Here is a 12,459-nt window from a genome sequence, read left to right on the forward strand (position 1 = left end):
GTTCCATCGTCGCTCAGGCCGCCCCGAAGGCAGGCACCGCCGCGACGAACTGCTCCGGATCGACGTCCATCGCCTGGTGCGCCTGGCCCCGCATCGGCACGACGTACGCGCCGGCCACCCGCTCGGCAACCGCGTCCACCGCCAGCGCCTCCCGGGTACTGAGCCCCCGGCCGCGCCGGTCGAGCATGTGGACGCGGTAGTGCCGCGCCAGTTGTTCCTGGACCGGCGCCCACCGGTGCCGATCGGAGGCCGCGCCGTGGACGAGCAGCATCGGCGGCCCGTCGCCGACGGTCTCGAATCCGAGTTCCGTACCGTCCGGCGAAACGACTGTGCTCGGCATGACGCCGATGCTAACGGGATTCCCGCGTTCGCCTTTTCACACTGTGACCATCGGAAGAAAAGTTGGAAGGGTCATGGCAATGAATGGAGAATGCTTTTACCGGCTCGGGTGAGGCGTTTTCGTCGTGGCCGCGGGATCCTCATCCGAGCCGGTGTCCAGGAGAGCGCGCGCCGCCGGGCCGTCGACAGCCTCGTGCCACCGACCGGACGGATGATCGATCACCACGGGCCCGAGATTGCAGGGGCCGAGACAGCCGGTCGGCGTGACCTGCACATCTCTGCCCTTTGCCGCAGCGGCGAGGGATCGATAGGTCGCGCCCGCCCCGTAGACCGTACAGCGCGGCCCATGGCAGACGAACAGGTGTCGGGCGGGCTGGTCGATCGTCGACCAGGCCGGGCTGCGAAACGCCGCTGGGCTCACGGCGACCGGCGTGCCGTCCTCCAGTGCGAGACCGGCGAGAAGGTCGGCCATCTCGCGCGCCGAGGTCAGGGGCGGGGCGAGCGCGACCGGGAGATCCGATTCCCGCGACTCTCGCCAGTGCGCAACGGCACGTGTAATCCAGTTGCGCAGGTAGGTGTCCGCCGGCAGAGCGAGCGGGATCACGATGACCTCGTGGCCGGTACCCGAGGTCGCGGCCACCTCGTCGAGCACCGCGGCGACGGATGGATCAACCTGGTCCAGGTAGGCGACCCTGGTCGGCAGCCCGCTGCGTTCCGCGACGGCGGCCGCCAGCGCCCGCAGCGCGCGCTCGTCCACCCCCGACGGCGTCAGCCGGGCGACGAGCACGATCACTCGTGCCACGGTCCACGCACTGACATCTGAGAGTCCGTTCATCGGAGAGGTCCACACGATATGGCGCGGCGTTTCTGGCCGTCCAGGGCGGTCGGCGTGATCTCCACCGCCCGCCGACACGCCACGACACCTGGGGCACCCGATCGTGAAAACCCCCCACATGTAGTGTCTTCCGCGCTGGTGGTTCACCCCGCTTCCGGGTGGGGTGAGGCAAGAGGGAACCCGGTGGGAGTCCGGGACTGCCCCGCAGCGGTGAGCGGGAACGACCGCCGTCATGTAGCACTGGGTGTGAGCCTGGGAAGCGACGGCCAGTAGGTCCGGCAGGAAGATCTGCCATGCCCGCGAGTCCGAAGACCTGCCACCGGTGCGCGCGCCACTCGGCGCGCGCGTCCGGGGCCTCGAGGGAAGGCGTCCACGGACGGGCGCATCCCGCCCTTCCGCGTTCCCCCCGACGGGTCCCGGCCACGACCGAGCTCGCGAGGAGAGAGCGCATGGCAGCACCCGTCTTACGTGGGACCACGTCGGCCGAACCGCGGGTGGTCCGTCGCGACGCCAGCACATCGGACTTCGACGCCTCCAAGATCAGCGTCGCGATGACCAAGGCCTTCCTGGCCGTCGAGGGCGACGAAGCGAGCGCCTCGTCGCGGATCCACCCCCTGGTCGAGCGGCTCACCGCTGAGGTGATCGGTGCCCTGACCCGGTTCCCGACGCCGTCGGTGCACGTCGAGCAGATCCAGGACCAGGTGGAGCTGGTCCTGATGCGCGGCGGGCATCACAAGGTCGCCCGCGCATACGTGCTGTACCGGGAGGAACGGGCGAAGCTGCGCGAGGAGGAGCCCGCCCCGCACGTCGCGGTCGACACGGCGACCTGGACCCGGATCGAGACGATCGTCGGGGAGGCGGTCGCCGGGGTCGAGGACGTCTGCGCGGAGCCCGTGCTGGCGGAGATCCGCCGCACCCTGTACGACGGCATCTCCACCACGGAACTGGCCCAGGCGCAGGAGATGGCGGCGCGCACGCTCGTGGAACGCGAGCCGAACTACTCCACGGTGGCGGCACGGCTGCTGCTCGACCGGCTGCGCCGCGAAGCGCTGTCGTTCCTGCACGGCGCCCCGAGCAGCCTGGATCAGGCGGCGATGTGCGCCGAGTACCCGGCCTACTTCCGCGCCTACCTGCGCAAGGCCGTCGACCTCGGGCTCGCCGATCCCGAGCTCGAGTGGTTCGACCTGGACGAGCTGACCGCCGCGATCAGGCCGGAGCGCGACCTGGACTTCGACTTCCTCGGGCTGCAGACCCTCTACGACCGCTACTTCCTACATTCCGACGGCACCCGCTTCGAGCTGCCGCAGGCCTTCTTCATGCGGGTCGCGATGGGCTTGGCCATCCGAGAGGCCGATCGCGTGGATCGCGCGATCGAGTTCTACGAGCTGCTGTCGAGCTTCGACTTCATGGCCTCGACACCCACGCTGTTCAATTCCGGCACCACCCGCGCGCAGCTGTCGTCGTGCTTCCTCACCACGGTCGACGACGACCTGGACTCGATCTTCCAGGCATACCGCAACAACGCACTGCTCGCGAAGTACTCCGGCGGCCTCGGCAACGACTGGACCCCGGTCCGCGGGCTCGGCGCGCACATCACGGGCACCAACGGCACGTCGCAGGGCGTGATCCCGTTCCTCAAGATCGCGTCGGACACCGCGGTCGCGGTCAACCAGGGCGGGAAGCGCAAGGGTGCGGCGTGCGCGTACCTGGAGACCTGGCACATCGACGTCGACGAGTTCCTCGACCTGCGCAAGAACACCGGCGACGATCGCCGCCGCACCCACGACATGAACACCGCGAACTGGGTGCCGGACGAGTTCCTCCGCCGCGTGGAGGCCGACGGGGAGTGGACCCTGTTCTCCCCCGACGAGGTCCCTGACCTGCACGAGCTCTACGGCGTGGAGTTCGCCCTGCGCTACCGGGCCTACGAGGCCAAGGCCGATCGTGGCGAGATCCAGGTGTTCAGGCGGGTCCGCGCCGTGGAGCTGTGGCGGCGGATGCTGACCATGCTGTTCGAGACCGGGCACCCGTGGATCACCTTCAAAGACCCCTGCAACCTGCGCTCGCCGCAGCAGCACGTGGGCACCGTGCACTCGTCGAACCTCTGCACGGAGATCACCCTCAACACCTCTCCCGGGCCCGACGGCGAGGTGGCGGTCTGCAACCTGGGCTCGGTCAACCTCGCCGCGCACGTCACGCCCGAGGGCCTCGACGCCGAGAAGCTGCGCCGCACGGTGACCACGGCCGTCCGCATGCTCGACAACGTCGTGGACATCAACTTCTACACGATCCCGGAGGCCCGCCGGTCGAACCTTCGGCACCGGCCGATCGGCCTGGGGCTGATGGGTTTCCAGGACGCTCTGTTCGTGCAGGGCATCCCGGTCGCCTCGGAGGCGGCCGTCGGGTTCGCGGACCGGAGCATGGAGCAGCTGAGCTTTCACGCGATCGCCGCGTCGAGCGAGCTGGCCCGCGAGCGCGGCCGCTACGAGACCTTCGACGGGTCGTTGTGGAGCCATGGCGTGCTGCCGATCGACTCGGTCCGGCTGCTGGAGGCCGCGCGCGAGCAGGACGACCTGCGCGTGGACCGATCGTCCACATTGGACTGGGACGGGCTGCGGGAGCGGGTGCGCACGGTCGGGATGCGCAACTCCAATGTCATGGCCATCGCCCCGACCGCGACCATCTCGAACATCTGCGGCGTCGGGCAGTCCATCGAGCCGCAGTTCCGGAACCTGTTCGTCAAGTCGAACATGTCCGGGGACTTCACCGTGGTGAACCCGCACCTGGCCCGGGCGCTGAAGCAGCGCGGGCTGTGGGACGAGGTCATGGTCGCCGACCTGAAGTACTTCGACGGCGTTCTGGCCGAGATCGACCGGATCCCGGCCGACATCAAGTCGCTGTACGCCACCGCGTTCGAGATCGAGCCCCGCTGGCTGGTCGAGGCCGCGTCGCGCCGCCAGAAGTGGATCGACCAGGCCCAGTCACTGAACCTCTACCTCGCCGCCCCCAGCGGCCGCAAGCTCGACGAGCTGTACCGGCTGGCCTGGCACGCCGGCCTCAAGACGACCTACTACCTGCGCACCCAGTCCGCCACGCACGTCGAGAAGAGCACGCTGCGCGGAACCGACGGGAAGCTCCGCGGCGTGCAGGCGGCGACCCCTGAGCCGATACAGCCCCCGGTGCCCGACACCTGCCGGATCGACGCCCCCGACTGCGAGGCCTGCCAGTGAGCACGACCGAGACCGCCGCGATCGGGTTCGAGGAGATCGACCGCGGCGCCGCCAGGATCGCCGCCGACGCCAAGCGGATGATCAACGCCCGCACGGACGTCAACCAGCTCCTACCGCTCAAGTACACCTGGGCATGGGACAAGTACCTCGTGGCCTGTGCCAACCACTGGATGCCCACCGAGGTCGCGATGCAGGCGGACATCGCGCTCTGGAAATCCCCGGGCGGCCTCACCGACGACGAGCGCACCATGCTCAAGCGCAACCTTGGCTTCTTCGCCACCGCGGAGTCTCTGGTGGCCAACAACATCGTGCTCGCGGTGTATCGCAACCTCACCAACCCCGAATGCCGCCAGTACCTCCTGCGGCAGGCCTTCGAGGAGGCCGTGCACACCCACACCTTCCAGTACGTGTGCGAAAGCCTCGGCCTCGACGAGGGCGAGCTGTTCAACATGTACCGGGAGATCCCGTCGATCACCGACAAAGACGCCTGGGCGCTGGAGCACACCCGGGCCCTGTCCGAACCGGACTTCCGCACAGGCACCCCGGCGGCGGACCGGGCGTTCCTGCGCGACCTCGTGGCCTTCTACGTGGTCTTCGAGGGCATGTGGTTCTACACCGGTTTCGCGCAGATCCTCTCGCTCGGCAGGCGCAACAAGATGGTCGGGATCGCCGAGCAGTACCAGTACATCCTGCGTGACGAGTCGATCCACCTGAACTTCGGCATCGACGTCATCACCATGATCCGGATGGAGAACCCGCACATCTGGACCGCGGACTTCGTCGAGGAGATCCGCACGATGCTGCGCGAGGCCTGCGACCTGGAGGTCGCCTACGCCCGAGACACGATGCCGCGCGGCATGCTCGGGCTCTCGGCGCAGCTGTGCGAGAAGTACCTGCACTTCATCACCGACCGCCGTGCCGAGCAGCTCGGTCTCGACCCGTTGTTCGGCGAGACGGAGAACCCCTTCCCGTGGATGAGCGAGGCCATGGACCTGAAGAAGGAGAAGAACTTCTTCGAGACGCGGGTCACCGAGTACCGGACAGGGGGCGGCCTGGACTGGGATTGACGGAGGGCGGCCGCTTCGCGACGCCGGGCCACGCACGAGAACGGCGCCCCACCCCGAGCCGGGCGGGGCGCCGTCGTCGTGCGGAGGGTTTTCAGCCCGACGACCCCGAGCGCACCCCGGCAGCCGCCGCGACCAGGTTGCGCAACGTCGCGACGACCTCGGGCTCCCCGCGAGTCTTCAGCCCGCAGTCCGGGTTCGCCCAGAGCCGGTCGGGGCCGATCCGGTCGAGGGCCGCACGTAGCAGCGCACCGATCTGCGCCTCGTCCGCGACTTCCGGGGAGTGCACGTCGTAGACGCCCGGCCCGAGGCCGCGCGGCACCCCGGCGCCGAGGACGTCGAGCACCTCCATCCGTGATCGGGCCGCCTCGACGGTCGTGACGTCGGCGTCGAGCGCGTCGATGGCGCCGACCACGTCGCCGAACTCCGAGTAGCACAGGTGGGTGTGCACCTGGGTGGTGTCGGCGACGCCGCCGGTCACCAGGCGGAACGCGTCGGTCGCCCAGGCCGAGTAGGCGGGCTGGGCGGCCGCACGCAGCGGCAGCAGCTCGCGCAGCGCCGGTTCGTCGACCTGGATGATCGGCAAGCCGGCGGCCTCCAGATCGCGGACCTCGTCCCGCAGGGCGAGCCCTACCTGGCGCGCGGTGTCGCTGAGTGGCTGGTCGTCGCGAACGAACGACCAGGCCAGGATCGTGACCGGCCCGGTCAGCATCGCCTTCATCGGGCGGTCGGTCAGCGACTGGGCGTAGGTGCTCCAGCCGACGGTGATCGGCTCCGGCCGGGAGACGTCCGAGTGCAGGATCGGCGGGCGCACGCATCGCGACCCGTAGGACTGCACCCAGCCGTGCTCCGTCGTGGCGAATCCGTCGAGGTGCTCGGCGAAGTACTGAACCATGTCGTTGCGCTCGGGCTCGCCGTGCACCAGGACGTCGAGCCCGATCTCCTCCTGCAGCCGGACCACCCGCGCGATCTCCGCGCGCATCCGGCGTTCGTACTCGGCTGCGTCGATCCGGCCGGCCCGGAACGCCGCACGGTCGCTGCGAATCGCCCCGGTCTGTGGGAAGGAGCCGATCGTGGTGGTCGGGACGGGCGGCAAGGTGAGCGCAACCTGCTGAGCCTTGGCCCGGACGTCGCCGGCCGGACGGCGGTAGTGATCCGGGCCGAGGGCGTCGAGCCGAGCGCGGACCCGGTCGTCGCGCCGGGCCGGACGACCCGCGACGGCACGAGCCGCGGCCAGCTCACCTGCGACGTCCTCCCCCGCCAGCGCCCGGCCCAGAAGGATCACCTCGGCGACCTTCTCGCGGGCAAAGGCCAGCCGTTCCTGCAGCTCGTCCGGCAGTGCGGTCTCCCGGGCAGCGTCGTAGGGCACGTGCAGCAGCGAGCACGAGGTCGCGATCTCCACCCGGCCTGCGCTACCCAGCAGCATCGCCGCCCTGCTCAGCGCCGTGTCGGGATCGGTGCGCCACACGTTGCGCCCCTCGACCACTCCGGCCAGCAGGGTCTTGTCCCGTAGCCCGGTCAGCCCGGCCGCCGCGGCGACATCGTCCGTCCCGGCGACCAGGTCCAGCGCGACGCCCTCGACGGGGGTCGAGGCGAGCACCGGCAGCGCCGGGCCGAACGCGCCGAAGTAGCCCGCGACCAGCAGCGCAGGCCGAACGCTGAGCCCGCCGAGGTGGGCGTAGGCGCGGTGCAGCGCGTCGAACTCGGCCGGGGTGCGGTCCGCGGCGAACGCCGGCTCGTCCAGCTGCACCCACTCCGCCCCGGCCTCGGCCAGCTCTCCGAGCAGTTGCGCATAGACCGGCAGGAGATCGTCGAGCAGGTCCAGCGGCGCGAATCCGGGCACCGTCGACTTGCTGAGCAGCAGGAACGTGACCGGCCCGATCAGCACCGGCCGCGTCACGACACCGTCGGCCAGGGCCTCACGGAAGTCGTCGAGCGCGGTCCGCAGCCACGCACGGAACCGCGTGTCAGGGGAGAGCTCCGGCACCAGGTAGTGGTAGTTCGTGTCGAACCACTTGGTCATCTCCAGCGCCGGGACACCCTCGGCGCCGCGGGCCATCGTGAACATGAGATCAAGCGGGTCACCGGCGGCGAACTCGGCGAACCGGGGCGGCACGGCACCCACGGCGAGCGCGGCGTCGAGCATCTGGTCGTAGAACGAGAAAGTGTTGCCTGGCACGGAGCCCAGGCCGGTCATCTCGGCACGGGCGGCCCGGCGCAGTTCCACGGCGGTCGCCCGAAGCTCGTCCGCGCTGCTCTCGCGCCGCCAGTAGCGCTCGACGGCGCGCTTGAGCTCCCGATCCGGCCCGATCCGCGGGTATCCCAGGACGGTGCTGCCCAGGCGGGGGTGTTCTGTCACGGCTCTCTCCTCGCGAGCGGTGGTGGACCCGGAACGCGCGCAGGAGCAGGCTCCGCGGGCACACCGGTGCCCGCATCCGCCCAGCCCACCCGCGAGGCGCCGGATCCGCGCACGCCGGTGGCGCGCGCACCGGTGGCAGGTCTTCGGACTCGCGGGCATGACAGGTTGCCCTGCCGGACCTACTGGCCGTCGCTTCCCAGGCTCACACCCAGTGCTACATGACGGCGGTCGTTCCCGCTCACCGCTGCGGGGCAGTCCCGGACTCCCACCGGGTTCCCTCTTGCCTCACCCCACCCGAAAGCGGAGTGAACCACCAGCGGCATCAGCCTAGTAGTGAGGCCACAAATTCGCACCCCACGAACTAGGGGCCGAACACAAACAGCTCTGCCCTCATCGTGGGCACGTAGGCGCGCGGGAGATGGCACCCTCGGGACATGCCGGAACGTGCGAAAGCGGACGTGTACGCATTGATCGAACATCACCTCGACGATGCCGAGTCCGGCTGGAGCATGGGCGCACCGGGCGCAATCGCCGAGTTCGTGCGGTCGCCGGACGAGCCCACCCTGCGCACACCGGGCGCTGTTGCCACGGATCGTGGCGGTATCCGCGTCACCGTTGCGCCGGGGTGCCGCCCCCTCGCGTACGAGACACCAGCGGGTCCCGACGACCACTGGAACCACGCCGTTGCCCTGTGCCTGCCGGTCGCCGGGGCCCACCGCGCCGGCCGCCGGGTGGTCACCGAGCTCGGCACAGACCCCGCGCCGCTGCGGTCCCAGGATGCGGGCGCCGTGCTGTTCGACCTCGGCCTCGGAACGCCGACCGTGGACGCCTGCGTCCGCACGGCCGATCCCGAACTACTCGAGATCCTGCGCGCCGGCTGCGGCCGGCCGCTGTTCGAGCCCGGCTCGCCGCTCGCGGCCGCGCTGGTCGTGGCGGCGCCGCACCGCGTGTTCGACACCGCCCTCGGGAGGGTCGAGGTGTACGCCGCGATCCCGCCACCGGACGGCCGCTCGCCCGATGGCCCACACACCCACCTGCTGCCTGCGCTGATGCGGGCCGGACGAACGCACGGCGCGACGGTCCCGGTCCCGGACGGGTGGGTGCCGTGCGCGCACCTCTACCCGCCGCACCCGCTCACCGACCGCGCCGGGCTGCCACGGCCGTTCGACCCGGCGCGGCTCACCTCCTTCGAGGAGCTGCTGGCCCGCTACGGCGACCCCGCCCAGGCGGAGATCGCCACGGCGGTGCGGGCCGCCGTCCGGGGTGGTCACGGGCCCGCGGCCGGTCCACGCCCCACCGATCCGCCCGGCCGTGCCGCGCTCGCGGTGGCGCTGCGCAAACTCGCGCACACGGGCGCCCCTGAGGGCGTGCTCGCCGGGTGGCGTCGGTCCACGCCTGCACCGACCGACCTCCTCGACCCGGACGGGGACCCCAACTCGGGATGACGGGTATGCGGGTCGGACATCGGACATCGAGTTCTCAGATGGTGCCCGCGAACTTCTCCAGGCCGCAGGCAACGCCAGTCAATTGCACGCCCTCGACGAGCCGCATGCCGACCAGAGGTTCTTCGGCGATTCCTGAACGCCCGGCTGTCACCGACATCCCAGCCGTGTACACGAAGAGCGCTTCCGCACGTCACGTCTCGAACAGCCCACTGCCCCAGTAGTCCTCCCCGTGCTCTGTCAGTCCGCCAGGGCAGGCGAACAACCCCGAGGTGGTGTGTTGGATGAACGTGTCCAGCGCGTCGTGGGAGCCGAGCTTGCGCTGCAGCGTGACGAACGCCTCCGGGTCGGACTGGAAGGCGATGAAGAACAGCCCCGCCTCCTGGCCTTCGTGAAACGAGTAACTGCGGCGCAAGATCCGCAGACCGTTGTTGGCATCGGGACCGGCGAGCCGAATGTGGCAGTCGGCCGGGATCACCAGACTGCCGTCGGAGTTCGTCGCGGCGAAGTCGGGCCTGTCGAACTCGCCAGTACCGGTCAGCGGGGCGCCGGACGCCTTCTTGCGACCGAAGACCGCCTCCTGCTCGGGAACGGGTGCGCGATCCCACTGCTCGAGGCGCATTCGGATCCGCCTGGCCACGAGATAGGCCCCGCCGCGCATCCACGGCTGGTCCGCTCCATTCCCGACCCAGACGAACTGGTTGAGGGCGGAGGCGTCGTTGTTGCGGATGTTGTTGGTTCCGTCCTTGAACCCCATCAGGTTGCGCGGGGTGACCTGGTTCGAGCCGGTCGACGAGTCGCGGCCGAACCCGAACTGGGTCCAGCGACTGGCGACGACGCCGTTGCCGATCCGGGTCAGGTCGCGAATCGCGCCGAACGCAACGTTCGGGTCGTCGGCGCAGGCCTGCACCGCGATGTCCCCGTTGCTCCTACCGGAGATCAGCTGGTCGCCCGGCAAGGCAGGCAACGGCTTCAGAGCCGCGGGCCGCCGGGCGGCGAGCCCGAACCTGTCGTCGAACAGCGACGGGCCGAACCCAACCGTCAGAGTCAGTCGGGCCGGCGACCGCGGGGTGGTGTCGGCCGGGGTGTCACCGGGCACCGGTGCGCCCTGCGTCATGGCCTCGGCCGCAGCGGTCAATCTCTTGAGCATCGAGACCAGGGTTGCGCGATCGGTGGTCGTGACGTCGTAGGCGGCGAACGCCAGATTGCTCTGGACGTCCGTGACGATCCCGGCCTGGTGTTGACCTCGGAAGGCCACCGCGGACTCAGTCGCAGCGGACGCCGGTGCCGCGTCCAGGACCGAGGTGCTGCCGATGACGAGACCGGCGCCGGCCACGCCCGCTCCGGCCAGACGGCCGAGGAAGCGACGTCGGTTGAGCTCGGCCATGTGCCTCACACCACCCGACTCGCCACCGGCACCAGCGCGGCGGTGTCGGAGACGGCGTCGTGGTGTTGACACGTCGCAAGCGCGGCACCCGGCGTGCCTGGGCGATACATGGTCATGGAGCAGCCCTTCTTCGACGACGAGATAGGACAGGGGTGAGCAAGCGGCTTCCGCATGAAGATCAGCTGCGGCGCGGCAGCGGGGTCAGCGCGGCGCGGCCGGCGCCGTCAGGCCGGTCCGCGCCGCCGTGAACCCACACGCACCAGCAGCGAAACGACGTAGACGAGCCAGGCCACCCGACTAACGACGATGCCGACCAGCACCCCGAGGCAAGGCGCCACCACCCGCCTCCACCGGGAAAGTTGTCGCGAACTGCAAGAACAGCGCCTGAAAATCTCCAAGCTGAATTTACAAAGGCGTCGAACACGACACCAGCCCACTTCCGGGAGCATGGGTCGAGAAACCCTTGCAGGACTCACCCGCTGGGTCAAGTTAAGTTGCCCCAAGCCGAATGTCAATTGTCAATAGATTATCGGACTATTCACCATGAAGAAGAATCACATCGCTGTAGGGATGAATCGGATCGATTGCCCCGGTACTGGGCAGCGCGGGCGCGACGGGACCTGCGATCGGGCCCCCCGCGACGACGACCAGGACGGAACCGACGTCGTTGTTGGATCCCCGGCCGCGCGTCCCTCCTCGTCGAGCCGGTCCGCGTCGGTGTTGCCGGGTTCGTCGGGCTCGTCGGCCCACATATCGCGCGTCGCCTGATCGGCTACGACCACCGTCGAGCCCGGTGAGCGTATTGATCTCTGCCTGCACGCTACTGGTGGCCCACCTGCTGGCACAGATGGTGGCGCTCGCGCTGCCCGGAAGGCCGAGTGCGCTGCCGGTCGGCGCCGTGACCGCGTTGTTCGGTGCTCCCTATTTCCCGTTCCTCATTCGAGGTGGCCGGCAATCGAGGGAGGCCTGAGAAGTGCATATCCACGTGGACGACCTGTCGGTGTCGTACGCGTCGCACATCGTGCTCGGCGGACTTCCACCTACCGAACGGCAAGATCACCGTTCTGGTGGGATCCAACGGATCAGGGAAGTCGACGCTGCTCAAGGCCATCGCCCGGATCGTGCAGCCACCCGGGGGGGGCGATCGTGCCGGTGTGCCTGCCCTACGACCTTTCCGGGGAGGCGGGGGGATGACTTCTGAACCTGGATCGACACCTGGATCGACGAGAAGCAGGGTAAGCCGGCAGGTGAGCGGGACTCGTGCAGACCGGACCCTCCGTTCGCCGACATTCAAGGAGTTCTACGTGTCCATTGATTCACATTTTCGAATCCAGGTCACCGTCACGGGGATGACGTGTGACCATTGCGTGAAGTCCGTCGTGGAGAGCAGATCAGCGAGCTCGATGGCGTCGAGGCCGTCGAGGTCGGCCTCGACACCGGCTGCGTCACGCTGCTGGCCGCGCGCAAGATTCCCCCGCCGTCTCCCGATCAACCACCGCACCGCACTACGTCTCGGCAGAACGCGGATGGTCGTGCCGTTGGATCCGACGCCGGGCAGGGTCGACCCCGACGTGCCGCAGGTGGTGTTGATCGCCGAGGGCCCCGAGGACATTCCGACGCGGCGACGGGATGACCGTGCCCGTCGATCTCTGCACGACCGTGCTGCCCGCCCACTCCGTCGACGTGCCCTGCAGGCTCGGCCACACCGGCGGCACGGCCACCACGTCCAGCGGCTCCCCGGGTTGATGATCCGCGAAAGCCGCGCACCGGGTATTTGCGTTTTTGCGTCACAATTGGCCCGTC

General features: G+C 69.5%; 9 protein-coding genes, 1 pseudogene and 2 riboswitches. Of the genes and pseudogenes, 5 read left to right on the forward strand and 5 right to left on the reverse strand.

Features of this window, described 5'->3' with window-relative positions; genetic code table 11:
* Nucleotides 1-13: 13 nt before the first annotated feature.
* Nucleotides 14-340, reverse strand: coding sequence for an alpha/beta fold hydrolase (locus tag MMF94_RS18515; protein ID WP_241038165.1), 327 nt, complete (start codon nt 338-340; stop codon nt 14-16).
* Between the two features lie 96 nt (nt 341-436).
* Nucleotides 437-1,174: a (2Fe-2S) ferredoxin domain-containing protein gene (locus tag MMF94_RS18520; RefSeq protein WP_241038166.1), complete on the reverse strand. Its 738-nt coding sequence runs from the start codon at nt 1,172-1,174 to the stop codon at nt 437-439.
* Nucleotides 1,175-1,296: 122 nt separating this feature from the next.
* Nucleotides 1,297-1,509: riboswitch (cobalamin riboswitch) on the forward strand.
* 114 nt (nt 1,510-1,623) lie between these two features.
* On the opposite strand from MMF94_RS18520, the gene MMF94_RS18525 reads away from it, so the two are divergent.
* Both MMF94_RS18525 and MMF94_RS18530 read left to right on the forward strand, forming a co-directional pair.
* Nucleotides 1,624-4,404, forward strand: coding sequence for a ribonucleoside-diphosphate reductase subunit alpha (locus MMF94_RS18525; RefSeq protein ID WP_241038167.1), 2,781 nt, complete (start codon nt 1,624-1,626; stop codon nt 4,402-4,404).
* Nucleotides 4,401-5,471 (forward strand): ribonucleotide-diphosphate reductase subunit beta, encoded by a 1,071-nt coding sequence (locus MMF94_RS18530; protein WP_241038168.1) that lies wholly within the window; start codon nt 4,401-4,403, stop codon nt 5,469-5,471. Before MMF94_RS18525 ends, MMF94_RS18530 begins: the two co-directional genes overlap by 4 nt.
* Before the next feature lie 91 nt (nt 5,472-5,562).
* On the opposite strand, the gene metE is transcribed toward MMF94_RS18530, so the two are convergent.
* Nucleotides 5,563-7,827, reverse strand: coding sequence for a 5-methyltetrahydropteroyltriglutamate--homocysteine S-methyltransferase (gene metE / locus MMF94_RS18535; protein WP_241038169.1), 2,265 nt, complete (start codon nt 7,825-7,827; stop codon nt 5,563-5,565).
* A 117-nt stretch (nt 7,828-7,944) separates the two neighbouring features.
* Nucleotides 7,945-8,157: riboswitch (cobalamin riboswitch) on the reverse strand.
* A 104-nt stretch (nt 8,158-8,261) separates the two neighbouring features.
* On the opposite strand from metE, the gene MMF94_RS18540 reads away from it, so the two are divergent.
* A complete protein-coding gene (locus tag MMF94_RS18540; RefSeq protein WP_241038170.1) occupies nt 8,262-9,272 on the forward strand; it encodes a DUF6925 family protein in 1,011 nt (336 codons plus the stop codon).
* Between the two features lie 34 nt (nt 9,273-9,306).
* Here the strand turns inward: MMF94_RS18540 and MMF94_RS43395 are convergent, their stop codons facing one another.
* Both MMF94_RS43395 and MMF94_RS18545 read right to left on the reverse strand, forming a co-directional pair.
* Complete coding sequence (locus tag MMF94_RS43395) at nt 9,307-9,429, reverse strand: hypothetical protein (protein WP_277398760.1); 123 nt, start codon at nt 9,427-9,429, stop codon at nt 9,307-9,309.
* Between the two features lie 33 nt (nt 9,430-9,462).
* Nucleotides 9,463-10,656, reverse strand: coding sequence for a Dyp-type peroxidase (locus MMF94_RS18545; RefSeq protein ID WP_241038171.1), 1,194 nt, complete (start codon nt 10,654-10,656; stop codon nt 9,463-9,465).
* A gap of 793 nt (nt 10,657-11,449) precedes the next feature.
* Between MMF94_RS18545 and MMF94_RS18550 the strand changes: the two genes are divergently transcribed.
* Both MMF94_RS18550 and MMF94_RS43765 read left to right on the forward strand, forming a co-directional pair.
* Nucleotides 11,450-11,626 (forward strand): hypothetical protein, encoded by a 177-nt coding sequence (locus MMF94_RS18550; protein WP_241038172.1) that lies wholly within the window; start codon nt 11,450-11,452, stop codon nt 11,624-11,626.
* A pseudogene (locus MMF94_RS43765) lies at nt 11,601-11,813 on the forward strand (ATP-binding cassette domain-containing protein); the annotation flags it as partial. The gene MMF94_RS18550 and the pseudogene MMF94_RS43765, both read left to right, overlap by 26 nt.
* Nucleotides 11,814-12,459: the final 646 nt, after the last annotated feature.

The organism is Pseudonocardia alaniniphila (assembly GCF_022524485.1).
In the GTDB taxonomy this organism is placed as follows: domain Bacteria; phylum Actinomycetota; class Actinomycetes; order Mycobacteriales; family Pseudonocardiaceae; genus Pseudonocardia; species Pseudonocardia alaniniphila.

Coding starts and splice junctions, on each gene's coding strand:
- MMF94_RS18515 (WP_241038165.1), bottom strand. CDS start 340: ATGCCGAGCACAGTCGTTTCGCCGGACGGTACGGAACTCGGATTCGAG.
- MMF94_RS18520 (WP_241038166.1), bottom strand. CDS start 1,174: ATGAACGGACTCTCAGATGTCAGTGCGTGGACCGTGGCACGAGTGATC.
- MMF94_RS18525 (WP_241038167.1), top strand. CDS start 1,624: ATGGCAGCACCCGTCTTACGTGGGACCACGTCGGCCGAACCGCGGGTG.
- MMF94_RS18540 (WP_241038170.1), top strand. CDS start 8,262: ATGCCGGAACGTGCGAAAGCGGACGTGTACGCATTGATCGAACATCAC.
- MMF94_RS43395 (WP_277398760.1), bottom strand. CDS start 9,429: ATGTCGGTGACAGCCGGGCGTTCAGGAATCGCCGAAGAACCTCTGGTC.
- MMF94_RS18545 (WP_241038171.1), bottom strand. CDS start 10,656: ATGGCCGAGCTCAACCGACGTCGCTTCCTCGGCCGTCTGGCCGGAGCG.